The sequence below is a fragment of the Streptomyces sp. NPDC046909 genome, assembly GCF_040644695.1.
Taxonomy (GTDB): domain Bacteria; phylum Actinomycetota; class Actinomycetes; order Streptomycetales; family Streptomycetaceae; genus Streptomyces.
This window is the reverse complement of sequence record NZ_JBEYXC010000006.1, coordinates 469,230-493,637: the sequence shown is the minus strand read 5'-3', so window position 1 is coordinate 493,637 and position 24,408 is coordinate 469,230. Positions and strand designations below refer to the sequence as shown.

The window sequence follows — 24,408 nt, the reverse complement described above, 5'->3', positions numbered from 1 at the left end:
GTCCGGTCTCTCCCGGCCGGAGTCGGCGGAGGCCCCACCGGTCACCGCCGATGAGGCCTTCCGTCTCCGCGCGGCGCCCGAGGTCAGCGCACCGCCTTCGGGCGGAAGCGGCGGTACAGGGCGGCGCCGCCCAGGACCAGCGCGGCGCTGCCCACGGCGGCGGGGAGCGTCCCGTCCGCTCCCGTGTGGGCCATGGAGGCCACGGGCCCACGCGGGGTGGGAACCGTGGCCTTGGGCCCGGGGTGCGGCTTCGGCGGGGCGGCCTCCGGCTCGGGGGCCGGCTTCACCGGGGTCTCCTGGGGCTCGTCGCCGGAGGTGTTCACGGACTCGTTGCCGACGGAGGCGTTGCCGATGCCGACCACGCTCGCGCTGTTCCCGCTGACGTTCACCGGCAGGTGGACGGGGAGCTGGACGCCGTTGCCGGAGACAACCCCGGGTGAATCCTTTCCGCTGCCCTGCGCGGCGGCGCCGGGCGGTGCCGGGGAGTCCGCGCCGCCCTCGTTCGCGCAGGTGTTGCCCGCGGCGGGGTTGAGGATCCCGACCACGTTCACGGTGTTCCCGCACACGTTCACCGGGACATGCACCGGGAGCTGGATCGTGTTCCCGGAGATCACCCCGGGCGAGTCGGCGGCGGTCCCGTCCGCGGCCGAATCGGCATACACGGGCATCGTCACGGCCATCGCACCGGACACGGCGGCGACGGCGATCACACCGTTTCGGGTAACCCTTCTCATAGGTTCCCTGCCTTCCAGACATGGTTCGCGGGCACTCACCCGCATGGCATAAAACGCAGGCGAACCATCCGAGTTATGGCTTATCGGCCTTTCACCCCATCGAGCGGCACGGTTGACGAACTGGTCGTAATACCGTCGTATCCGCCCGGAGGGGCGCAGGATAAGGCACTTCGCACGGTCCCGCCCGCCCGGAGGCGGTGCTTCCGGGAGCCGCTTATCGTGATCGAGGGCGCTGGATTCGCGTTCCGCCTGGAGGCATCGATGCAGGCCAAGCTGTCAACGCGGCGCTGTGTGCTCGCCGGGGCGGTCGGGCTCGCGCTGCTGGGCGGGGCACTGCCCACGCGGGCCGCCGACGACGACGGACCCGACCTGTCGCGCTTCTACGACCAGAAGGTCACATGGTCGAAGTGCGAAGGCATGGACGCCCCCGATGACCTCCAGTGCGGCAAGGTCACCGTCCCCCTCGACTACACCAGGCCCGGCACCGGAACCCTCGACCTGGCTCTCGCCCGCTATCGCGCGACCGGGAAGTCCAGAGGATCGGTCCTGCTGAACTTCGGCGGTCCCGGCGGCGCCGGGGTGGGCGAACTCGCCGCGAGCGGCGACGAGTTCATGGGGCTGGCCAAGGGCTACGACGTGGTGTCCTTCGATCCGCGCGGCGTCGGCCGGTCCTCGCCGGTCAGCTGCGGCGACGGCACCGACGAGGTGCCCGCGACGGAGGACGGGGACGATCCGCGCGCACTGCTCGGACAGTTGAAGCGCGTCGCCGCTGCCTGCGCCGACAACTCCGGCCCCGTGCTCCCCCACATCGGCACGGTCAACGCCTCCCGCGACATGGACGTGATGCGCGCCGCGCTCGGCGACAAGAAGCTCAACTACCTGGGCTTCTCCTACGGAACCCGGCTCGGGGCCGTCTATGCCGCCCAATTCCCCAAGAAGGTGGGCCGGTTGGTGCTCGACGGGGTGGACACCCTGACCGAGCCGCTGGCCGAGCAGGGCGTGGTCGGCGCCGAGGGACAGCAGACCGCGCTGGACGACTTCATCGACTGGTGCGTCAAGGACATCGCCTGCCCCTTCGGCCAGGACGCCCGCAAGGCCCGGGACCAGGTGGTCCGGCTCGTCGACTCGCTCGACGAGGATCCGGTGCCGTCCGACTGGGGCTACGACTTCTCGGGCCAGGACCTGGTGGGCGCCATAGGCCAGGCCCTCTACAGCAGGGAACTGTGGCCGCTGCTGGAGCGGGCCCTCGCCCAGCTCCTGGAGGACGGGGACACCCGGGGCATCGAGGCGTTCGCGTCGGGCGGCAGCGCGCTGCCCGGGCGAGCGGACCCGGAGAGTCCGGAGCCCGCGGACTCGGAGACCGACGGCGCTCTCGCCGACGAGGACGAGGTCCCGCTGGACAACCTCCCGGCCGCCCTGATGGCAATCAACTGCGCGGACGACCCGGACCGGCCCACCGCCGCCGAGATCACCCGCGACCTCGGCCGACTGCGCGCCGAGTACGAGGAGGCCTCCCCCGTCTTCGGCCGCTACCGCCTCACCGAGGTCCTGACCTGCTACGGCCGCCCCAAGGGCACCGACTACATCCGCGACGAGGTACGGAACGTGCACACCCCGAAGATGCTCCTCGTGGGCACCCGAGGGGACCCGGCGACGCCGTACCGCTGGACCGTGGAGACCGCGAAACGGCTCGGTGACTCGGCGGTCGTCCTCGACAACAAGGGCGACGGCCACACCGGGTACGCCTCGTCGAAGTGCGTCCAGCGCAAGGTCGACACCTTCCTCCTGTACGGAACCCTGCCGCCCAGCGGGAGTTCCTGCGCCGCGGAGGAGAACGCCCCGTGACGCCCGCCGCCGCTCACCCGGGGCGGTACGGCGTACGCGGTGCGGGCCGGTACGTGTTGCTGCCGCTCATCGCCCTCGCCGCGGCCGGGGCGCTGGTCCTGTCGTTCGCCGTCTCGCTCTGGTGGTGGTGCGCGGCGGGCCCGCTGCTGGCCCTGACCGGCCTCGGCGCATGGGACCTGGCCCAGACCCGCCACTCGGTGCTGCGGAACTACCCGCTGCTCGGGCATCTGCGGTTCCTGATGGAGAAGCTGCGCCCCGAGATCCAGCAGTACTTCGTCGAACGGAACTACGACGGCCGTCCCTACGACCGTGATGTGCGCAGCATCGTCTACGAGCGGGCCAAGGGCGTCGACGCCGAGGAGCCCTTCGGCACCGAGCGGGACCTGTACGCCGACGGCTACGAGTTCCTGGTGCCCTCGATGCACCCGGTCGAGGCGCCGGAGGAGCCGCCGACGGTGCGGGTCGGCGGGCCGGACTGCGCGCGGCCGTACGACATGGCCCTGCTGAACGTCTCCGCGATGAGTTTCGGGGCGCTCTCCTCGAACGCGATCGTCGCCCTCAACCGGGGTGCCGCGTTGGGAGGTTTCGCGCACGACACCGGGGAGGGCGGGCTCTCCGAGTACCACCTGCGCGGCGGCGGCGATCTGATCTGGGAGATCGGCACGGGCTACTTCGGCTGCCGGACCCCCGAAGGGCGCTTCGACGGGAGGGAGTTCGCGGACAAGGCGGCGCTGCCCGAGGTGAAGTGCGTGTCGCTGAAGATCTCCCAGGGCGCGAAGCCGGGGATCGGCGGGGTCCTGCCGGGGGCCAAGGTGAACGCCGAGATCGCGCGGGCGAGGGACGTTCCGGAGGGCGAGACGGTGGTGTCGCCGCCGTATCACCGGGTGTTCTCGACGCCCCGCGAGCTGGTCCGGTTCCTCGCGCTCATGCGGGAGCTGGCGGGCGGCAAGCCGGTCGGGTTCAAGCTGTGCGTGGGGGCGCGCAGACAGTTCCTGGCGGTGTGCAAGGCGATGCTCGCGGAGGGGGTGACGCCGGACTTCATCGTGGTGGACGGGGCCGAGGGCGGTACGGGCGCGGCGCCGCTGGAGTTCGCCGACCATCTCGGGATGCCGCTCACCGAGGGCCTGATCACCGTGCGCAACGCCCTCGTCGGTACGGGTCTGCGGGACCGGATCCGGATCGGGGCCAGCGGCAAGGTGGCCACCGGGTCGGACATCGTCAAGCGTCTGATCCAGGGCGCCGACTACACCAACGCGGCCCGCGCCATGATGTTCGCCGTCGGCTGCATCCAGGCCCAGCGCTGCCACACCAACACCTGCCCGGTCGGAGTGACGACCCAGGATCCACGCCGGGTCCGGGCCCTCGACGTGGCCGACAAGTCCCTGCGGGTGGAGCGCTATCAGCGGGCGACGGTCCGGAGTGCCGTGCAGATCATGGCGGCGATGGGCGTGCGCGGTCCCGGCGAGCTGACCACCGACATGCTGGTGCGGCGCACCGATCCAACGACCGTCTCGTCGTACACCGGACTCTACGAATGGCTGGCCCCGGACGTGCTGCTCCAGGAGCCGCCCGAGGCCTGGGACGCGGACTGGCGGGCGGCGGATCCGGACTCCTTCGTCTGAGGGTCAGTCTTCCCAGTGCACGAGGCGTTTCATGGCAGCAGCGGTGTCGTCGAAGCCGTCGTCGCCGAGCAGGGCGCGCACTTCGGTGTTGAAACGGTCGATCTCCGGCTGGGCCGCCTTCAGCGCCGCCTCTCCGGCATCCGTCAACTCCAGGACCACCGCCCGGTGTTGCCGCGGATGCGCCTGCCGGGAGAGCAGCCCCGCCGTGGTCAGGCGGCCGACGAGTCCGGTCACGGCGGATTCGCGCAGGCCGAGGGTGCGCGCGAGTTCCTGCTGGGTGACGCCGGGCTCGTCCCTTACGGCGAAGAGTGCGCCGAGCTGGGCGGTGGTGACGCCGGCGGTGGCCAGGCAGCGCCGGTCCAGCGTGGTGCGCAGACGGTGTGCCGCCCGCTGCAACAGGTAGTACAGACGCTGATCCGGCTCGGCCATGGGCCGATCTTGACAGACCCCATCGAGCCACGCCACCCTCACTTCACTAGTGAAGTGAGCCCGAGAGGTGAACCCGAGAGGTAGGTGAACACGACGATGGATCTGGACCTCGCCCGGAAGATCCTCGCGGAACAGCCCTTCAGCAGACTGCTGGGCGCCCGGCTGACGGCCTTCGGCGACGGCGAGGCCACCCTGGAAGTGGACATCCGGCCCGAGCTGCTCCAGCAGTACGGCTTCGTCCACGGCGGAGTGGTCTCCTACGCGGCCGACAACACGCTGACGCTCGCCGCGGGCACCGTCGTCGGGCCGGGGCTGATCACCTCGGGCTTCACCATCGACTACCTCCGCCCGGCGACGGGTGAGGTCCTGCGCGCGCACGCCGAGGTGGTGCGGGCGGGCCGGACCCGGGTCGTGTGCCGGTGCGATGTGAGCACGGTGAGCGTCGACGGCGACGAGACGCTGTGCGCGGTGGCTCAGGGGAACATCGCGGTGATCGAGTCGAAGGGCTGACTCAGAATTCGAAGAGCCGGCTCAGAACTCGACCGGGTCCCGCACGATCGGGCACGTCATGCAGTGCCCGCCGCCCCGGCCTCGCCCCAGCTCCGCGCCGACGATGGTGATGACCTCGATGCCGGCCTTGCGCAGCAGCGTGTTGGTCTGGGTGTTGCGGTCGTAGGTGAACACCACGCCGGGCTCCAGGGCGACCGCGTTGTTGCCGCTGTCCCACTGCTGGCGCTCGGAGGCGTAGGCGTCCCCGCCGGTCTCGACGATCCGCAGCCCTGGCAGGCCGAGCGCCTTGGCGACGACGTCCACGAAGGGGGTCGAGCCCTCGTCGATGAGGTCGACGCCTGGCGGCTTGTCGCCGGGGCGCAGGGAGAAGGTGTGGACGGCGTCCATGATGGCCGGGTACAGGGTGACCAGGTCGCGGTCGGCGAAGGTGAAGACGGTGTCGAGGTGCATCGCGGAACGCAGCTTCGGCATCCCGGCGACGATCACGTGCTCGGCGGCGCCGTTCCTGAACAGAGCCGCCGCCACCTGCGTGATCGCCTGGCGTGAGGTGCGCTCGCTCATGCCCATCAGGACGACGCCGTTGCCGACGGGCATGATGTCGCCGCCCTCGAACGTCGCCTGCCCCCAGTCGAGTTCGGGGTCGCCCCACCAGATGGTGGAGCCCGCGAAGTCGGGGTGGAAGCTGTAGACCGCCTTCATCAGGAGGGTCTCGTCGTGCCGGGCGGGCCAGTACAGCGGGTTGAGGGTGACGCCGCCGTAGAGCCAGCACGTGGTGTCGCGGGTGTAGAGCGTGTTGGGCAGCGGCGGCATCAGGTACTCGCGTACGCCGAGCGACTCACGGGCGAGCCCGAGGTACTCGGTGCGGTGCTCCTCCGGCAGGTCGGTGGTGGCCAGGCCGCCGATCAGGTACTTGGCGAGGCGCTCCGGCTCCAGCGACTCCAGATAGGCGCGCGTGCCGTCGACGAGGCCGAGGCCGACCTCGTTGGCGACGATCTTCCGGTCCAGGAGCCAGTCCCGGGCGCCCGGTACCGCCATCGTCCGGGCGAGCAGATCGTGCAACTCCACTACGTCGACGTCGCGTTCGCGCAGCTTGTTCACGAAGTCGGCGTGGTCGCGCTGGGCGTTCTCCACCCACATCACGTCGTCGAAGAGCAGGTCGTCGGAGTTGGTCGGCGTGAGCCTGCGATGCGCGAGCCCGGGGGCGCAGACCAGCACCTTGCGCAGTCTGCCGACCTCGGAGTGGACGCCGTACGCGGGACGGGAGTCTTGACTACCGGTCATGGTGCACCTTCCGGAACCTCAGAGGCTGATCCAGCCCAGCGCCAGGGCCACGATGCCGACGACCGCACCGGCCACCGACGCGGCGAGGATGACGTACTCGCGCGGCGAGAACAGCCGTCTGCCCTGCTCCCTGCGGGCCATCACGAACAGCACGCTGGCGGGGGCGTAGATGATGAAGGAGACGAGGACGAACTTCAGGCCGGCCGCGTAGAGCAGGAACGCGGTGTAGACCGTGGCGATGACCGCGACCGCCAACTCGCCCCGTTTACCGCCCCAGCCGATCTTCACCGCGAAGCCGGCCGCCAGCAGGAACGGGATGAGGGTGAGCGCGCTGGTCAGGTCGAGGGCGAAGTTGAAGGCGTCGTCCGAGAACAGCGTGACGACCAGGACGATCTGGCTGAGCACCGTGGACATCACGAGCGCGGGCACGGGCACGTCGGCGGCGGTGGCGCGCTTGAGGAACCGGGGCATGTCGTCGTCCTTGGCGGCCACGTACAGCACCTCGGCCGCCATCAGCGTCCAGGCCAGATAGGCGCCGAGGACGGAGACGATCAGCCCGACACTGACGAAGACCTTGCCCCAGGTGCCGACCGCGTGCTCCAGCACCTCGGCCATGGAGGGCTGCCGCAGCTCGGCGATCTCCTCCATGGGCATCAGGCCGTACGACACGATGGTCACCGACGCGAAGATCGCGAAGACGCTCACGAACCCGAGGATCGTGGCCCGTCCGACGTCCTCGCGGCGCCGCGCGTGCCGGGAGTAGACGCTCGCGCCCTCGACGCCGAGGAAGACGAAGACGGTGGCCAGCATGGTGCCCTTGACCTGGTTGAACAGCGAGCCGGCGTAGTCGGCGCCGCCGAAGTTGTCGGCGAAGACGCCGGGCTTGAGATAGAAGAGCGCGAGGATGACGAAGACGATGATCGGCACGACCTTGGCGACCGTGACGATGCGGTTGATCGCCGCCGCCTCCTTCACTCCGCGGCTGATGAGCGCGAAGAACAGCCACAGGCCGACGGAGGAGAGCACCACCGCGAGCACGGTGTCGCCGTCGCCGAGCGCGGGGGCGATCGCGCCGATCGTCGACATGATCAGCACCCAGTAGGTGACGTTGCCGACGCAGGCGCTGGCCCAGTAGCCGAACGCCGAGAAGAAGCCGAGGTATTCGCCGAATCCGGCCTTGGCGTAGGCGTACACACCGGCGTCGAGATCGGGTCTGCGCACGGCGAGCGTCTGGAAGACGAAGGCGAGCATCAGCATGCCGGTGCCGGCCACGGCCCACGCGATGAGGGCACCTGCCACTCCGGTCTCCTGCGCGAATCTGCGCGGGAGGGAGAAGACACCGGCGCCGACCATCGAGCCGACCACCATGGTGGTGAGCGTCGGCAGGGAGAGTTTGGCGGCATGCGGTGCCTGGGTCTGCGTGTCGACCTGACTCATGGGCGTCCTAGGACGATGGGGCATCCGGCGACTCAAGCGACGCTAGCAGCGAATTGCCCTGAATGCCCGACTTGATTGCCCCTAATGCCCTATCCGGCAAACGGTCCTATCGTGCTGATATGGAGCACGCACTCAGTCCCACGACCCTTTCCGAGCTGCGGCGCCCGCGCCCCTATCCGGCGGTGTCCGTGCTGACTCCGACCCATCGCCGGGAGCCCGAGAACTCCCAGGACCCGGTCCGGCTGCGCAATGTCGTGGCCGAGGCCAAGAAGCAGCTGGAGGCCGATCCCGCGGTCAGCCGGGAGCGGCGCGTCGATGTCGAACGGCAGCTCGACCAGGCCCTCGCCGAGGTCGATCTGGCCCACGCCGAGGACGGTCTGGTGATCTTCGCCGCTCCGGGTGAGCACCAGGTGTGGTCGCTCGCCCGGTCCGTACCCGAGCGGGTGGTCCTCTCGGACACCTTCCTGACCCGCAATCTCGTCTCCGCACAGGCCGCCGAGCGGCCGTTCTGGGTCCTCTCGGTCTCCGCCGACCACGTCACGCTGTGGAACGGCGGCACGGACCGGGTCACCGAGCACCGGGGCGGCGGATTCCCGCTGACCAGGAGCCAGGAGAACTTCGACGCCGAACGCCAGGAACGGATCGGCGATCTGCCGAGCACCTTCCGCGACGAGGGCACCCGGCACTTCCTGCGGGACGCCGACACCGCGATGGGCCGGCTGCTGCGCGAGGATCCACGGCCGCTCTACATCACGGGCGAGACCGCGGCGCTCTCCGCGCTGGACGAGGTCGGCGGCGCCACCAAGGACGCCGTCCACGTCCCGCACGGCGGTCTCGCGCACGGCACCCCGGACGCGGTGTGGCAGACGGTACGGCCGTTGCAGGAGGCCGAGACCCGCAAGAACACCGCCGCCGTGGCCCGCGAACTGGAGACGGCACGCGGGCGCCGGGCCTTCGCGGCCGGCGTGGACGAGGTGTGGCAGAACGCCCGGGAAGGCCGGGTCCGGCTGCTGGCCGTGGAGGAGAACTACCGCGTGACCGTCCGCGACGAGGGCGGCGACCACCTGATCCCGGCCGCGAGCGACGACCTCGACTCCCGCGAGGACATCGTGGACGAAATCGTCGAGCAGTGCCTGGAGACGGGCGCCGACGTCCGGTTCGTGCCGGACGGCACCCTGGGCGACGCCCGGGGGATCGCGGGGGTGCTGCGGTACTGACGCCGAGCTCGGGGACGACCACACTGCACGGAAAGGCCCTGGCATGGCGCAGACATCCGGCGGGGTGCGACACCCCGACATGACCGCACGACGCCTGGGCGGAGGTCTCACCCTCTTCGCCGGCTGGGCGCTGGAACTGAGCGGAACGCTCAGCATCCTGCTCGGTGTCGTCGGCGTCACCCGCGACACCATCTTCAGCTCGCCCGACTACACCTACGAGTTCAGCCTCACGGCCTGGGGCTGGATCCACATCGTCGTCGGCATCGGGCTCGTCGCCGCCGGCCTGGGGGTGCTCCTCGGCAAGAGCTGGGGCACCGGGGCCGGCGCGGCGCTGGGCGCGGTCAGCCTGATCACGCAGTTCATGTTCATCCCGTTCTATCCGCTGTGGTCGATCAGCGTGATGACGCTCGACATCGTCGCCGTCTGGACCCTGGCCAGATCCATGGCGGTGGACGCCTGACGCGCCTGAGGGTGTGCCGAGCCGCGACGGGCCCCCTTCACACGTTCCCGAACAGCGCGCTCAGCCCGCGCTCGACCTCCGCGCCGACGTCCTCCTGCCCGGCCGCCACGACGGCGTACGTGCGCAGCAGGAACCGGCGCAGCGCCGAGGTGTCGAACTGGAGCAGGGCCAGCCCGTACGGCGAGTGGAGTTCCACCACCGTGCGGGCGCGGCCGCACGGCCACAGGTGCACGTCCCCGCTGCCCGCCGGGCCGCTCAGCCCGGCCTCCAGCAGCGTGCGCGCGAAGGTCCAGCTGACCACCTCGCCGTCGAGGGAGACCTCGGGCGGGAAGTCGAGGTGCACCGCGAACGGGTCGGCGGAGGTGTAGCGCAGCGTCGTCGGGACGGGGAGCTCCTGCTCGTCGGCCGTGATGAGGCGTCCGGCGGCGGGCTGCTCAAGGTTGATGTCCATGGTCGGTCTCCACTGCGGATCGGAGGTCGGCCGTGTTGCCGATGCTTGTACGACCTCGCAGGTGCCGTTTGCATTACGCGGAAGCCCCTACCAATTGATGTGACCTGCGTCACCCGCAAAAGGTGCATCTGTCATTTAGGGTTACGAACTTGTCCGAACCCACCGCAGGGGAACGGAGAGTTCCTGTCATGTCACCCGAGTCCGCGATATCCGCGTACACCCGCGTCTACGAGGAGGAGCAGCCGCGCCTCGTCGCCTACGCCCGCTCCCTGACGGGCAACGCCTGGGTGGCCGACGATCTGGTCGCCGAGGCGCACTTCCGGGTCTGGCGGCGGCTGTCCGCGGGGCACGAGGTGGACAACGTCCCGGCGTATCTGATGACGACCGTGCGCCATCTCGCGGCCACGGTCGGCAGCGCGGCGCGCGAGACACCGCTGGACCCGTGGACCGCGGAGCGCGTCGAGGTGAGCGTCGTGGAGGACCCCGCCGAGCGGGTCTCCTCGGTCGACCTCCTCAACCGCGTGCTCGGCCAGCTCCCGCGGCGGTGGGTCAAGGCGCTGTGGCTCGCGGAGGCGGAGGGGGTGCCGCTGGAGGACATCGGGCGGCGCATCGGGACCAGACGGGGCGCCACCGCCGTACTGCTGCACCGGGCCCGCGAGGGCATGCGCCAGGCGTTCCTGCGGGCGCACCCGGGCACCCCTGACGACCCGGCGTGCGCGACACACTGGGACCGCATGCCGGCGTACGTCCGCGAGGCCGCCACCCCTAGGCAGTCCGAGCAGCTCCTCGCCCACCTCGACGACTGCGCCGACTGCCGCGCCCGGCTCGCGGCCCTGATGACCGCCAACGACCGGCTGCCCGCGCTGGTCGGTCCGGCCCTGCTGATCTTCGTCCTGGGCGGCTCGGGCAAGTTCCTGCTGCCGCTGGCGGCGGGGTCCGCGGGGGCGGCCGCAGGTACGGGTGCGGGTGGGCACGGCGGAGGTCTGCTGCACGCGGTGCGTCATGTCGTGACCGGCGGTTCCAAGGTGCCCGCCGCCGCGATGACCGCCATCGGGGCGACCGTGGCGGGCGCGGCGGTGGCCGCCGGGCTCATCCTGAGCAGCGCGAGCGAGTCCACACCGGTGCCGCAGCAGCGGGCCGCGACGGTGGTGGGGACGCCGGGGGTGACTGAAGGAACGGGGGACACCGAGGAGCGGGGCGCGAAGGAGCCGGAGGTGGAGGAGCCGGAGGTGGAGGAGCCGGGTGCGGAGGGAGTCGACGTCGCGGGAGCCGAGGAGCGGGCGGCCGACGATTCCGCGACCGAGGCCGAGGCACCGGCGCCGACCGGGGCGAGCCCGGCGGTTCCCGAGGCGGCCGAACCGGAGGACACGGCGACCGAGCCCGAGGCAACCGCTTCGGAAGACGCGGTCACTCCATCCGAGGCGGCGACTCCGGAGACCGTGACGTCGGAGCCCGAGTTGACACCGACACCGACACCGACCCCCACCCCAACCCCCACGCCGACACCTACTCCGACGCCCACGCCCACGCCCACGCCCACGCCCACGGTGATCCTGCCGACTCCAACTCCGACACCGACCCCCGTCGAGCCGACGCCCGAGCCCACCCTCGACACCCCCGTGTGCGAGCCCTGGCACGGACCGATCTACGTCTGCTACACCTCATAGAACACGGGGTCGTCGAACACATAACTGAATGCCGGTCACAAACCCCGGACGGTCCGTCAACTCGCGTACGCTGACTACGACTTGCCCCACCGGGCGGCGTACAGCAATCGCACGGGGAAACCCCTCCGTGAAGACTGTGGCATATGCCAGAAGCACCACCGTATCGTGTGTTGCCAAATCCCTTACAGGGCGTCGCGGGCTGTGCCACAGTCGTAACGGTCCCTCCGTCACCCTTGGTCGTACCTCCCCGCATCGGAGCGCGTCATGCCGTCCCATCTCTCTGCGGACCGCCCAGCCGCCCAGCCGCCAGGTCGCGGCTCGGTCGACGCGCTCATATCGCAGACGCGGCGGCTCAAGGGCGACATGGACGCCGTACGGCGGGACGCACAGGACGACGGATCGGACCCACAGGGACGCTGGCAGCGCGCGCTGTACGACCTGGCGCTGCATCAACTCAACGACCTCGACGAGCACTTGGCGCAGTTGCGGGACGGACCGCCCGTGCCCACGACGGCCGAGTCGGTGTCCGCCACCCCGGCCGCGCCGACCGCTCCCCGGCGCGGCTCCCTGCTCAGCAGGGTCGGCAGCGCGGAGTGGAACCTGCTGACGGACGAGGCCAGTTGGTCCGGGGAGCTGTACCAGATCCTGGGCCGCGACCCGGCCACTCCCCCGCTCACCCTCGACGAACTGCCCTCCCTGGTCCTCGACGAGGACCGGCGGAAGCTGACGTCGATGGTCACGGACTGCCTCGTCGATGCCAAGCCCATCGATGGGGAGTTCCGGGTGGTCCGCCCGGACGGTGCCGTGCGCACCGTGCACATGATGGGCGAGCCCGTGCTCGACACCGACGGCAGCACCGCGTCCATGTGGGCCGTGCTGCGGGACGTGAGTGAACTGCGCCGCAGCCAGAGGGTGGTGAGCGAGACCCGTGACTCGCTCCAGCGCCACCAGCACCGCGCGCAGACCGAGCACCGGCTCGCGGTCGAGCTGCAGGAGGCCGTGCTGCCGCCGTGGCGCGGTTCCCTGCGGCTCCCGCACCGCGCCGGCCTCGAGAGCCTGGATCTCGCGGCGCACTATCTGCCGTCGTCGACCAGCGCGCTGATCGGCGGCGACTGGTACGACGCCCTCGAACTCGCCGACGGCGACATGCTGCTCAGCGTCGGCGACCTCACCGGGCACGGCGTCGCCGTGACGTCCGGCATGGCGACGCTGCTCGGTGCGGTCCGCGGTATGGCGATGGCCGGCACCCAGCCGGGTCAACTGCTGTCCTTGCTCAACCAGTTGCTCGACGCCACCGTGCAGCCCGCGCTCGGCAGCGCGGTCTGCTGCCGTTACCGGCCGCAGACCCGCTCGCTGGTGTGGGCACAGGCCGGACACCCCGCCCCGCTGCTGTTCCGCGGCGGGACGGGGCGCAGGCTGAGCGCACCGGACGGCGTCCTGCTCGGCGCGACCTCGGGCGCCGTCTACGAGCAGGCCGAAGAGACCCTCGAAGCCGGCGACCTGCTTCTGCTGCACACCGACGGGCTGGTGCCCAGGGACAGCGACGCGGAGGCCGTGAACCGTCTCCTCGACCTGGCTCCGCGCTTCGCCGAGGCGCGGACCGCACAGGACTGCGTACGGCTGGTGGTGGAGGAGTTCGGCGAGACCGAGCGCGCGGACGACGCCTGTGTGCTCATCGCCAAAGTGACGGTCTAGTCAGGGTTACAGCGCACAAACCCCCTATGCCCGTGCGCTGTTGCCACTCTTGACCGGCTTCGGCAACGCCAGCTTGATCTCCTCCCTCAGCTCGTGGATCTTCGGGTAGCTGGAGTACTCGGCGGTGAGCCGGTACATCTGGCGCAGCCGGTCCCAGGTGCGGTGCGAGGAGTTGGAGCCCATCGACACCAGGGCCAGCCTGGCGTACCGGTCCGCCTGTTCCGGGTCGTCCGCGATGAAGCAGGCGGAGGCCATCGACAGGAAGTCGAAGATCTTCGACCGCTGCCGTCCGTCGACCCGCAGGGCCAGGGCCTTCTCCGCGTAGTGCTGGGCATGCGCGGCCGCACCCGGCTCGTGCTCGGCCAGCGTGCGGTAGGCCAGGGCCTGCATGCCGTACAGATCCTCCTCCTTGAACATCTGCATCCAGCTCGGCGGCGGCACATCGCCCCGGTCGGAGACGAAGAGGTCCTCCGCCCGGCCGAGGGTGCGGCGCATGGCCTGGCCCTTGCCCATCGAGGCCTGTGCCCAGGCCTCCACGGTGTAGAGCATCGCCATGGTGCGCGGCAGCACCTCGTCGCCGGATCCCGACTGGGCGAGTTTCATGAGGTCGAGTGCGTCGTCGGGCCGGCCCAGGTGCACCATCTGGCGAGCCGCTCGGGAGAGCGCCTCCCCGGCGCGGGGCCGGTCGCCGCCCTCTCGGGCCGCGTGGGCGGCGATGACGAAGTACTTCTGAGCCGTGGGCTCCAGGCCGACGTCATGCGACATCCAGCCCGCGAGGACGGCGAGGTTGGCGGCGACGCCCCACAGGCGCCGCTGGAGATGTTCGGGGTGTCGGTAGGCGAGCATGCCGCCCACCTCGTTGAGTTGGCCTACGACTGCCTTGCGCTGAAGCCCGCCGCCGCGAGCCGCGTCCCACGCCCGGAACACCTCGACGGAACGCTCCAGTTCCTCGATCTCCTGCGACCCGATGGGGGCGGCCTCATAGCGGTCGAACCCAGCGGGGTCGGCGTGCAGGGGATCGTCGAAACGGGGGGCGTCGGCCGTCAGGGCCGGATCGGTGTGGAGCCAGTCGTGCATGGCGCTGCTGAGTGCGGATCCCGCGGCGAGCGCGGCACCCGCGCCCACCAAGCCGCGTCGGTTGAGCATGAGGTCCATTCCCGTGAATTCGGTGAGGACCGCAGCCGTCCGCTCGGGCGCCCACGGCACACCGTCGGGATGTTCCGCATTCCCGCCGCCCTGCCGTTTCCCCGTGCGCCCGTGCCGGACCAGACCGAGGTCCTCGATGGTCACGACACGGCCGAGACGCTCGGTGAACAGGGCAGCCATCACTCGCGGCACCGGATCGCGCGGGATCTCTCCCATGTCGATCCAGCGCCGGACCCGCGAGGTGTCGGTGGACAGTTGGGGGTGGCCCATGGCCGCCGCCTGCCGGTTCACCAGCCTCGCGAGTTCACCCTTGGACCAGCCGGCCAGGCCGAACAGGTCCGAAAGTCGGGTGTTGGGTTGTCCGCTCACGTCAAGCCCCCAGGTTCTCGGCTGAGTTGACAGTAGCCCGGTGAGAGTTGCCGGGCGACTATTCGCCAGGGTTCGCCAGGGTGCGCCAGATGGTGTGCCACTGGGCGATGGGTGTCAGGTAGGAACGCGCCACCCCGACCCGGCCGCTGCCATATGACGGATGCATTCCCCAGGGTGCACCCGGGCGGCCGGGCCGGGTAGCGCACTCGCGCAGATATGCACTGCTGGCACACGAAGGGATCTGTTTCGCCCATGTACGCAGCATCGTCCTCCGTGTCCGCCCCGCCCCGGTCGCTGCACCCCCGCCCGGCGGGCAGCGGCCCCTACCTCGACCCCGCTCGCCCGGCGGCCCCCGTGCTCGGTGCCGGCAGGACGCGGCGCGTTCCGGGGCTCGGCACCCAACCGCTCAGCGGGAGACTCGACTTGTCCGGCCCTCAGGGCGCGCAGCTGCGTACGGCGATCGCGTCGGTGCACCGGATCTGTCCGGAGTTCGCTCCGGTGCAGGTGCTGCGCCGCAGCGGGCGCTCCGTCCTCCTGGTGGGGACGACCGGGCGCAGCACGGCCGTCGCCAAGTGTTTACTGGACCATTCGCCCGTGTGGGCCGAGCGGATCCGGCACGAGATAGCGGCATACCGCTCGTTCGTCCGGCATCGCCCGCCCGTGCGGGTGCCCCGGCTGATCGCGGCGGACCCGGACAACTGCACCCTGGTGATCGAGCGGATGCCGGGACGGGCGGCGGCGCTGCACCGGCACCCGGCCGAGGCCCCGCCGCGGGCGGACATCAGGGCGGCGCTCGGCGCGGTGTGCCGGCTGAACGCGTGGCGGCCGCCGGCGGGCACCTTCGACGCCCCGCTGGACTACGCGGCCCGGATCTCCCGGTACCACGAGCTGGGTCTGCTCACCGACCGGGACATGGGCGATCTGCAGAAGCTGCTGCACGGCATCGCGACGACCGCGGGCCGGCACGGCATGGGCCAGTTCTGCCACGGCGACGCACTGCTCTCGAACATCCTGCTCTCACCGGCCGGTCCAGTGCTGGTGGACTGGGAGCACGCGGGCTGGTATCTGCCGGGGTACGACCTGGCGACGCTGTGGTCGGTGCTCGGGGACGCACCGGTGGCCCGCCGTCAGATCAGCCAGATCGCGCAGTCGGCGGGGCCCGCCTCCCGTGACGCGTTCCTGGTGAATCTGATGCTCGTACTGACCCGTGAGATCCGTACCTATGAGACGGCCGTGCAGCGTTCGATGCACGACACGACCCCGGCGGCACCGGGAGTGGCCCACCCAGGTGCTGCGCCGTCCGGCGAGGAGCAGCGGCTGCTGCTGCGGCGGCTGCACGACGACTGCCAGCTGGCCCGACGGGCCGTGCGCGCGGCGGTCGGCACTCGCTGACGGGGACGTCGGTCCGCGGTGCGCCCTGGGACAGTGGCGCACCGCGGACCTTCGTATGCGCACCCTTCCGGAAACGGCCTCTCAACACCCCATTGGTGTAAGCCACTGACGCCCCGCAGGCCCGCGCGGCACCATCACGAAACTCCCGGGCCCCCTGGTTGACAAGGGAATTCGCCTTTCCCTGGGCATGATTGACGGATCGTCGGCAAGCCGGTACCACTGACGCACGCCCGGCCCCGCACGGCTCATCGCGCCCGACCGTCCCAGGAGGCTGCATTGCGAGGATCCGACCCGACCAGCGCCGGCCACAGACGTACACGGACCGCCGTCGGCGCGGCCGCCACGGCGGCACTGCTGCTCCCCTTGCTCGGCGCCGCCCCCTCCGCCGCGCGGTCGGAGGCGAACAGCCTTCAGCTGGCGTTCGCCTCGGCCGCCGCCGAGTACCGGGTGCCGCAGAGCGTTCTGCTCGGCGTCTCCTTTCTCCAGTCCCGCTGGGACGCGCACGCCGGGGCGCCGAGTGTGACCGGCGGCTACGGCCCGATGCATCTCACCGACGCCCGCACCGCGCTGGCCGAGGCCCCGCACCACAGCGAGGGCACGGAGGACGCCCGCGGCGACAGCGCCCGCACCGCCCTGCTCCCGGAGACCGAGGTCCCGGCGCCGACGTCCTTCCCGGCCCGCCTCACGACCTTGCCGAAGGCGGCGGAACTGACCGGCCTGAGCGCCGAGGAACTCCGTACCGATCCCGCGGCGAACGTCGCCGGGGGTGCCGCGCTCCTCGCGGACGCGCAGCGGGACCTGGGCGAACCGCTCAGCGCGGACCCGGCCGACTGGTATGCGGCGGTGGCCCGTTTCTCGGGCGCGGACGACACGGCGACCGCGGCGGCGTACGCCGACGACGTGTACGACGTGATCCGCACCGGCGAGGAGCGCACCACGGACGCCGGCCAGCTGATGGCGCTGGCGGCCCAGCCGGACCTCGCCCCCGAGACCGGGCAGCTCGCGGGGGCGGGGCTGCGGACCCTCGGCACCGGGGACACCGAGTGCCCGAAGTCGGTGTCCTGCGAGTGGATCCCGGCGCCGTACGAGGAGTTCGGCGACAACGACTACGGCAACCACGACCTGGGCGACCGTCCGGCGTCGCAGAGCATCAAGTACATCGTCATCCATGACACGGAGGGCGGCTGGGAGGGCGTCCTCAACCTGGTGCAGGACCCCACCTATGTGTCCTGGCAGTACACCCTGCGCTCCACGGACGGTCACATCGCCCAGCATGTGAAGGCCAAGGACGTGGCCTGGCACGCGGGCAACTGGTACGTCAACGCCAAGTCGATCGGCCTGGAGCACGAGGGCTTCCTGGCGAACCCGGACGCCTGGTACACGGAGGCGATGTACCGGTCCTCGGCCCGTCTCGTGAAGTACCTCGCCAGGAAGTACGACATCCCGCTGGACCGGCAGCACATCCTCGGCCACGACAACGTGCCGGGACCGACCACCTCGACCGTCCCCGGCATGCACACCGACCCCGGCCCGTACTGGGACTGGCGGCACTACTTCCAGCTGCTCGGCCACCCCTTCAAGGCCACCGCGAAGAAGCACTCCGGGATGGTGACGATCCGCCCCGACTACACGTCCAACCAGCCCGTGTACACCGGCTGCGTCACCAAGGACGTACCGTGCGCGGCGCACGGGTCGAGCGAGGTGCGGCTGTACTCCGGCCCCGGCGAGAACTACCCGCTCATCAAGGACATCGGCCGGGGCACCACACCGACGACCGGCGTCAACGACATCTCCTCGCGGGTCTCCACCGGCCAGCAGTACGCGGTCGCCGACCGCGACGGGGACTGGACGGCGATCTGGTACCTGGGCCAGACGGCCTGGTTCAAGAACCCGAAGAAGGACCCGGCCGCGGTGCCCGCGTCCGGCCTGGTGGTCACGCCCAAGGCCGGTCTCAAGGAGATCCCGGTGTACGGACGCGCCTACCCCGAGGCCTCCGCCTATCCGACGGGAGTGCCCGCACAGGCGGTGTCGCCGCTGCCGTACAAGGTCCTGGAGAACCAGAAGTACGTGGTCGGCGACAAGGTGCCCGGCGAGTACTACTACGCCGTGACCTTCACCACGGACTCCCACAAGGTCGTGGTCGGCAAGGACCTCTACTACGAGATCCAGTACGGTCACCGCGTGGCGTTCGTGCGGGCGGCGGACGTGGACGTGCAGGTCTCCCGGTAGGGGACGTCAGGCAGTTGGCGGTGCCACTCCTCGGACGAGAGGCCGTCGCGGACCCGTCGGCAGACGGTGTCGGCGGCGGCCTCCGCTGTGATCGCGTACGTCTGCACGGGGGTGTGGTTCCCGGCGGCGCGCAGGAGGGTGCCGTCGGGGCTGAAGGCGAGCGCGGTGACGGTGTCGCCCGGGGTGGGCAGCGGTGCTCCGATACGGCGGCGGGAGGCGACGTCCCAGAGCTGGAGCGTGCCTTCGTCGCCGGAGACCGCGAGGGTGCGGCCGTCCGGGGAGAAGGCGAGGGCGGAGACGTACTGGTAGGTGGTGGTGTCGGGGGCGGCGAGGACACCGAGGCGGCGTGTGAGCCGGCCGTCCCAGAGGTCGACGCGGCCGGAGCCCTCGCCCACCGCCAGGTAGGCGCCGTCAGGGCTGAAGGACATGGCGGTCCCGCCGCCGGGGAGCCCGGTCGAGGGCAGTCGGGTGCCGGAGGGCAGGCGGTAGGCCTCTCCGCCGGTGGTGACGACCAGGTCGCCGTCGGGGTGCAGGAGGGTGCCGCCGGTTGTGCCGTGCAGGGTGGCGGTCGTCGTGTGGCGGCGGAGGTCCCAGACGCGGGTGTCGGCCGTGTCGGCGCCGGGCTCTTCGGTGAGCAGGAGGGAACGGTCGCCCGGGCCGAAGGCGATGTGGGCCAGTGGGGCGGAGCCGAGTTCGTCGGAGGTCAGGGTCGCGGTGATGCGCCGGGCGTCGGTGTCGTAGAACTGGATGCGTTCCGGTGCGTGGGCGGAGATGTAGTGCGCCACGCCGTAGGCGAGCGTGCCGGAGGTGTCGAAGGACAGGGTGACGGTGCAGTACATCAGCGGGGTGTCGCCTTCGGGGAACGCGCACGGCATATGGCCGAGGTCGGCGAGGCTCCGGCCGGTGCGGGCGTCCTGGAGGCGGAAGTGGAGGTACTTGCCGTCGGGGTCGGGGCGGACCGTGGCGAGCAGGGTGCCGTTCGGACTGAACCGTTGCGCGTAGGCCTCCGTGCGGCTCCACTGGGCGGTCGTCGCCCGGCCCAGGGTGACCGTGTGGACGGTGGGGCCCCACACTCCTTCGGCGCCGCCGAGGTAGCGAAGGGTGCGGGCGTCGAGGCGGATCTCCTTGACGACCTCGCCGGAGAGCCGGTGACGGAAGACCGGGAAGACGGGGGCGGTCAGGCGCCAGACCAGGATCTCCTCGCCGTCCGAGGCCGCGACGAAGGTGCCGTCGGCGCCGAACTGGGCCATTTTCAGGTCCGGTTGCTCGATGGCGGCCACCTGCTTGCCGCTGTCGGTCCGCCAGGCGCGGAAGCCGTCGGTGTCGACGATCCCGAGCAGACGTCCGTCGCGGCTGAACGTGACCTGTTCGCGGAGACAGGTCTCCAGAGTGACCTTCGGCAGCCAGGGGGCCGGTATGCGGCGCTGTGCCCTGACGTCCCACAGCTGGAGCGGGCGGCCCGGGGTGCAGAGGGCCAGCAGACGGTCGTCGGGGCTGGCCGTGGCGTCGGGGAGGCCTTCGTCGGCCCGCACGACCACCGCGCGGCGCTCCTTCTGGAGCTGCTTGCGCAGCGCGATGAGACGGGCCCAGGACATGCCTGCCTCGCCGAACGTCCCGGAGTCCCGGGGCTCCTTGATCTCCAGCAGTCTGCGGCGGGTGCCGACGTCCCACAGCTGGGTGGTGCGGGTCTCGCCCGCCGTGTCGTAGACGACGAGGGTGCGGCCGCTCGGGCTCATCTCCACTCCGCCGTCGGCGTCCGTGAGCGGCGCCTCGTCGCGGTGTCCGGTGGTGAGGTCGCGCAGGGCGACCTTCGTGCCCTCGAAGACGGGGAGCCAGTCGGTGTCCGTCCTCGGCGCGCCGGCCTGCGGCATCGTGGCACCCAGACCGGGCAGCCGGTCGACGCGCCGGTGATCGTCGACGTCCCAGCGGGTCACCTGGTCGGTACCGAGGCTGAGCAGCGTGCGCCCGTCGGGGCTGAGGCGGCGCAGGGTCTGCTTGCCCTGGTCCGGGTCGGTGAAGACGTCCTGTTCCTGCTGGGCGGCGGCCGCGAGCAGCGCGGACCTGGTCTCCGGCAGGTCGGCCACCCGCCATGCGGCCAGGCTCAGCCGCATCGCCGTGACCGGGTCGGACAGCCGCAGGCTCTCCGCCACACCGGCGATCCGACGGGCCTCCGCCTCGATGTGCCGCCGCTCGCTCGCCCGGTTCTGCTGCCAGGCCACCAGGCCCGCGACGAGGCTGAGCACGACCAGGAGGGACAGGACGGTGAAGCGGGCCCCGCGCCGACGCCGGTCGCGGCGGCGGGCGCGGGTGCTGCGGGCGAGGAAGTCCCGTTCGAGTGGGGTGAGTTCGGACGCCCGCGCCCCGAAGTGCTCCTCGGCTCCGGTCAGTCGGACGCCCCGGTAGAGGGAGTCGGGGTCGCGGTCCAGCGACTCCCAGGCCACCGCCGCTTCGGTGAGCTGCCGTTGGGCACGGAGGCGTTCGCGGTCCTCGTCGATCCAGGTGCGCAGCCGGGGCCAGGCGGTGAGGAGAGCCTCGTGGGCGAGGTCGACGGTGCCCTGGTCGAGGGTGATGAGGCGGGCGCGGGCGAGGCGTTCGAGGACGAGGGCGGTGTCGGCGTCCTCTTCGACCCCTCCGACCTCTTCGACCCCTTCGACGCTTCCGGCGCCTATCGCGAGTTCGGCGCGGTCGGTCGGGCGTCGTGTGTCCGGGGTGCCCTGGCCCGGGGTCACCAGCCGGAGCAGGACCCGGCGGGCGGTCGCGGCCTGTTCGGGGGTGAGGTCCGCGTACAGTTCCTCCGCCGTGCGGGCGATGGCCCCGTGCAGGCCGCCCGCCGCTTCGTACGCTGCCTCCGTGAGCGTACGGCCTCGGCGGCGGCGCCAGGTCTCCAGCAGGGCGTGGGACATCAGCGGCAGGCCGCCCGGTTCGTCGGCGACGTCCTCCAACAGGCGTGCCGTCAGGGTGCGTTCCACGACGAGGCCGCCGAGGGCGGCGGGCCGGACGATGGTCTCGCGGAGTTCGTCGGGGCCCATGGGGGCGACGAGCAGGGTGGCGTCCTGGGCGGCTTCGGCGAGCCGGGGGTACCGGGTCAAGTGGCCGTAGAAATCGGCGCGTACGGCGATCACGACCCGCCGACCGGGGTCGGGCCCGAGGTCGGGGCCGGGCTCGGGCTCGGCGTCGGCGAAGAGCAGGTCGAGGAAGCGGGTGCGTTCGTCGGGGTCCGTGCAGAGGGTGAAGAGCTCCTCGAACTGGTCGACCAGGACGACGGACGTACCCGTCTCCAGGGCGTCCGCGTGATCGCGTGCGGGGTGCGGGCCGGGTGCGAGGACGCGGGCGCCCTCCGCGAGCCGGGGGATGAGGCCGGCGCGCAGCAAGGAGGACTTGCCGCTGCCCGACGGGCCGACGAGCACGACGACGGGCTCGCGGCCGACCATCTCCGCCAGTCGCTCGACGAGCCGGTCGCGGCCGAAGAACCGCTCGTGGTCCTCGGCTTCGAAGCGGGCCAGACCCAGATAGGGGGCCTGTCCCGGGTCGTCCGCGGCGCGCCGGTCCTCGGTCTCCTCCTCGGCCGCCTGGTGCCAGCGCCGCTCCCATTCGTCCGGGTCGCCTCCGCACGCGGTGACGTAGGCGAGGGTGACCTGGAGGGACGGGAGGCGGTCGCCCGACGCGGCCTGCGCGAGGGTGGCGGTGGAGTAGTGGGCGCGCGCGGCCATCGCGCGGTAGGTAAGCCCGCCGGCCTCCTGCCGTAACTTCCGCAGTTCCAGGGCGAATCGGGCGGCGGCACCCTCCGTCGGGTCGAGTGCTCGCTCGCGTCGCCCCATGACACCCCCTCCGTCCCGCACGTTACGGAGCGGGGACGCGGCGGGGCAAGGCGGCGTGACATCGCTGTCCGGTAATTGTCTGAAGTGGCGAAAGGGGGCTGCCGGACAACTTCGCCCGCCGGAAGACTGGGTTCACGGCACCCGGGTCGGCCGTCGCGGCGGACGGTTCGGGGGAACCCCGGGTGCCGCCGTGGTGGGTGGGACACCGGCCGCGGGCGGGCTCCGGAAGGCCGAGCACGGGGGGGCTGTCGGCCTTTCGGAGTCCACGATGTGCCCACCTCCCGCCGTGGTTCACCAGCTGATGCCGGCCGCCACCGGCAAGTGGTCGCTCCCGGTCGCCGGCAGCACCCACGAGCTCTCCGCCGTCACGCCCCGCACCAGGATCTGGTCGATCCGCGCCACCGGGAACGTCGCCGGCCAGGTGAAGCCGAAGCCGTCCCCGGCCGAGTCCTGGACCGAGTGCAGCCGCGAGGTGACGGAGGCGAGCGCGCGGTCGTCCATGGTGCCGTTCAGGTCGCCGAGCAGCACGACCCGCTCGCTCTTCTCGGCGGCGAGGGCCTTGCCCAGGGCCTGCGCGTTCCGGTCCCGGCTGTCCGTCCAGAAGCCCGTCCTGGGAGTGACACGTACGGATCCCAGGTGGGCCACGTACACGGTGAGGGGCCCCTGGTCCGTGGCCACGGTCGTGCGCAGGGCCCGGTTGTACGACAGCTTGACGTCGGCGGGCTTGGTGTCTCCCAGCGGTCCGGCGTCCATCTCGGTGTCGACGGGCCGGGTGCCGGAGAGCGGGAGCTTGCTCCACAGCCCGACCGTGCCCTGCACCGTGTGGTGGGGGTACGCCGTCGCCAGCGCCTTCTCGTACAGCGGCGCTGCCGGCGCGCTCAGCTCCTCCAGCGCGAGGACGTCCGCCCCGGAGGCGATCAGGTCGCGGGCGGTGCCTGCGGGGTCGGGATTGTCGGCGCCGACGTTGTGGCTGACCAGGGTGAGGTCCCCGGCGGAGTGGGACTTGTCGCCGAGGAGGCCGCCGAAGAGGTTCAGCCACGCCACGGTCGGTACCAGCAGTGCGGCGACCGCGGTGGCGGAGCGGCGCCACAGTGCGGCGGCCAGCAGCACCGGGACGAACAGGCCGAACCACGGCAGGAAGGTCTCCACCAGGCTGCCGACGCTCCCCAGACGCCCGACGCCGTTCGGGATCTTCGCGTGCAGCAGCATGAGCAGGCCGAGGAGCAGCGCCAGTGCCGCGAGGACCCGGCCGCGCTTCCACGGCCCGGGCCGCAGAGCACGGACGACCACGCGGTGGAGGCCCTCGCGCCAGGTGCCGGAGCCGGTGTCCCGCGGTCCGGCGTGGTCCTGCTCGGCCGGTGCGGTGTCCACCTGCGTCATGGCCTGTCCTCGTGCACGGTCGGTCACTGCTGCATCCTCGGATCCTGGGTGGGGTCGGCATACATGCGCGGGCAACCGCGGTCGATCGCCTCGTCGCGCGGTTCGTAGTGCCAGGGTTCGTTTCGGTAGATCTGGCACAGCCCGTAGGCGGCACCGTGTTCGGACAGCCACGCCGTCGCGTCGGAGGGGCCGAGGTCGACCGCGTCCCCCGACACATGGGGTGAGGTCTCAGGGGTGGCCACCCAGCGGGCGGCCTCGTCCTCGGACCCGTACTCGGCGACCGCCTCGCGCAGCAGCCGGTCCTGGTACGCCGGGGAACGCCAGCCGCTGGTGACGTGGAGGTCGACCCCGTCACCGGCGGCGTCCGTCGCGGCCCGGCGTAGGGCGTTGAGCAGCTCCGGGTCGAGTCTGGCCACGGCCGGGATCGAGTCGTCGAAGACGGTCACGTCGTCGGGGACGGCGCCGTCCGCCTCGCCGAGCGGACGGAGGTGTTCGGTACGCAGAGTGGTGAGGGGTGGCGCGGCCGACGGGGGCGAGGCGTTCGGGAGCTTGTGCACGAGGGCCGCGGTGATCACCGCGGTGACGGCTAACAGGCAGGCGGGGAGGAGCCATCGAATCAGGCGGTTCGGTGGTCGTGCCGAGGGTGCGGTGTGCGTCATACCGACAGTCAAGGCAGCGCCGTGTTGCCCGCCCGTATGCGGTTTTCGATATGCCGACGATATGCGG

Annotated in this window: 18 protein-coding genes; 9 read left to right on the top strand and 9 right to left on the bottom strand. The window is 71.4% G+C overall.

Annotation, left to right across the window (positions count from 1 at the left end; all coding sequences use genetic code 11):
* Nucleotides 1-83: 83 nt before the first annotated feature.
* Nucleotides 84-734, bottom strand: a complete 651-nt coding sequence (locus ABZ928_RS22955) for a chaplin (RefSeq protein WP_361521884.1) — start codon at nucleotides 732-734, stop codon at nucleotides 84-86.
* A 261-nt stretch (nucleotides 735-995) separates the two neighbouring features.
* Between ABZ928_RS22955 and ABZ928_RS22950 the strand changes: the two genes are divergently transcribed.
* Nucleotides 996-2,579, top strand: a complete 1,584-nt coding sequence (locus tag ABZ928_RS22950) for an alpha/beta hydrolase (protein ID WP_361522259.1) — start codon at nucleotides 996-998, stop codon at nucleotides 2,577-2,579.
* A gap of 53 nt (nucleotides 2,580-2,632) precedes the next feature.
* Nucleotides 2,633-4,201 carry an FMN-binding glutamate synthase family protein gene (locus ABZ928_RS22945; protein ID WP_361522257.1) on the top strand — a complete coding sequence of 523 codons (1,569 nt, stop codon included), beginning with the start codon at nucleotides 2,633-2,635 and terminating at the stop codon, nucleotides 4,199-4,201.
* A gap of 3 nt (nucleotides 4,202-4,204) precedes the next feature.
* Here ABZ928_RS22945 and ABZ928_RS22940 read toward each other — a convergent pair whose 3' ends face one another.
* Nucleotides 4,205-4,630: a MarR family transcriptional regulator gene (locus tag ABZ928_RS22940; RefSeq protein ID WP_361521882.1), complete on the bottom strand. Its 426-nt coding sequence runs from the start codon at nucleotides 4,628-4,630 to the stop codon at nucleotides 4,205-4,207.
* A 96-nt stretch (nucleotides 4,631-4,726) separates the two neighbouring features.
* On the opposite strand from ABZ928_RS22940, the gene ABZ928_RS22935 reads away from it, so the two are divergent.
* Nucleotides 4,727-5,140, top strand: a complete 414-nt coding sequence (locus tag ABZ928_RS22935) for a PaaI family thioesterase (RefSeq protein ID WP_361522255.1) — start codon at nucleotides 4,727-4,729, stop codon at nucleotides 5,138-5,140.
* Between the two features lie 21 nt (nucleotides 5,141-5,161).
* Here ABZ928_RS22935 and ABZ928_RS22930 read toward each other — a convergent pair whose 3' ends face one another.
* Nucleotides 5,162-6,421, bottom strand: coding sequence for an arginine deiminase (locus ABZ928_RS22930; protein WP_361521879.1), 1,260 nt, complete (start codon nucleotides 6,419-6,421; stop codon nucleotides 5,162-5,164).
* Between the two features lie 18 nt (nucleotides 6,422-6,439).
* On the bottom strand, nucleotides 6,440-7,858 hold the full coding sequence (locus ABZ928_RS22925; RefSeq protein WP_361521877.1) for a basic amino acid/polyamine antiporter: 1,419 nt from the start codon (nucleotides 7,856-7,858) through the stop codon (nucleotides 6,440-6,442).
* Between the two features lie 119 nt (nucleotides 7,859-7,977).
* Between ABZ928_RS22925 and ABZ928_RS22920 the strand changes: the two genes are divergently transcribed.
* Nucleotides 7,978-9,075 (top strand): chemotaxis protein, encoded by a 1,098-nt coding sequence (locus tag ABZ928_RS22920; protein WP_361521875.1) that lies wholly within the window; start codon nucleotides 7,978-7,980, stop codon nucleotides 9,073-9,075.
* A 43-nt stretch (nucleotides 9,076-9,118) separates the two neighbouring features.
* Complete coding sequence (locus ABZ928_RS22915) at nucleotides 9,119-9,535, top strand: hypothetical protein (RefSeq protein WP_361521872.1); 417 nt, start codon at nucleotides 9,119-9,121, stop codon at nucleotides 9,533-9,535.
* 37 nt (nucleotides 9,536-9,572) lie between these two features.
* Here the strand turns inward: ABZ928_RS22915 and ABZ928_RS22910 are convergent, their stop codons facing one another.
* Nucleotides 9,573-9,986, bottom strand: coding sequence for an SsgA family sporulation/cell division regulator (locus ABZ928_RS22910; protein ID WP_361521870.1), 414 nt, complete (start codon nucleotides 9,984-9,986; stop codon nucleotides 9,573-9,575).
* A 188-nt stretch (nucleotides 9,987-10,174) separates the two neighbouring features.
* Here ABZ928_RS22910 and ABZ928_RS22905 point away from each other — a divergent pair, with 188 nt between their 5' ends.
* Together ABZ928_RS22905 and ABZ928_RS22900 are read left to right on the top strand one after the other, a co-directional pair.
* Nucleotides 10,175-11,653, top strand: a complete 1,479-nt coding sequence (locus ABZ928_RS22905; protein WP_361521867.1) for a sigma factor — start codon at nucleotides 10,175-10,177, stop codon at nucleotides 11,651-11,653.
* 264 nt (nucleotides 11,654-11,917) lie between these two features.
* A complete protein-coding gene (locus ABZ928_RS22900) occupies nucleotides 11,918-13,348 on the top strand; it encodes a SpoIIE family protein phosphatase (protein ID WP_361521865.1) in 1,431 nt (476 codons plus the stop codon).
* Between the two features lie 24 nt (nucleotides 13,349-13,372).
* Here the strand turns inward: ABZ928_RS22900 and ABZ928_RS22895 are convergent, their stop codons facing one another.
* Nucleotides 13,373-14,863, bottom strand: a complete 1,491-nt coding sequence (locus ABZ928_RS22895; protein ID WP_361521862.1) for a hypothetical protein — start codon at nucleotides 14,861-14,863, stop codon at nucleotides 13,373-13,375.
* Between the two features lie 252 nt (nucleotides 14,864-15,115).
* Here ABZ928_RS22895 and ABZ928_RS22890 point away from each other — a divergent pair, with 252 nt between their 5' ends.
* A complete protein-coding gene (locus tag ABZ928_RS22890; RefSeq protein ID WP_361521859.1) occupies nucleotides 15,116-16,255 on the top strand; it encodes an aminoglycoside phosphotransferase family protein in 1,140 nt (379 codons plus the stop codon).
* Between the two features lie 276 nt (nucleotides 16,256-16,531).
* Entirely contained in the window at nucleotides 16,532-18,484 is a 1,953-nt protein-coding gene (locus ABZ928_RS22885; protein WP_361521857.1) for an N-acetylmuramoyl-L-alanine amidase, read from the top strand.
* Here ABZ928_RS22885 and ABZ928_RS22880 read toward each other — a convergent pair.
* The 3 genes from ABZ928_RS22880 to ABZ928_RS22870 all read right to left on the bottom strand — a co-directional run bounded on the left by ABZ928_RS22880 (nucleotide 18,430) and on the right by ABZ928_RS22870 (nucleotide 24,341).
* Complete coding sequence (locus ABZ928_RS22880) at nucleotides 18,430-22,302, bottom strand: hypothetical protein (RefSeq protein WP_361521855.1); 3,873 nt, start codon at nucleotides 22,300-22,302, stop codon at nucleotides 18,430-18,432. The genes ABZ928_RS22885 and ABZ928_RS22880 overlap by 55 nt on opposite strands.
* 291 nt (nucleotides 22,303-22,593) lie before the next feature.
* Entirely contained in the window at nucleotides 22,594-23,682 is a 1,089-nt protein-coding gene (locus tag ABZ928_RS22875; RefSeq protein WP_361521853.1) for an endonuclease/exonuclease/phosphatase family protein, read from the bottom strand.
* Between the two features lie 23 nt (nucleotides 23,683-23,705).
* On the bottom strand, nucleotides 23,706-24,341 hold the full coding sequence (locus ABZ928_RS22870; protein ID WP_361521850.1) for a M15 family metallopeptidase: 636 nt from the start codon (nucleotides 24,339-24,341) through the stop codon (nucleotides 23,706-23,708).
* Between the last annotated feature and the right edge of the window lie 67 nt (nucleotides 24,342-24,408).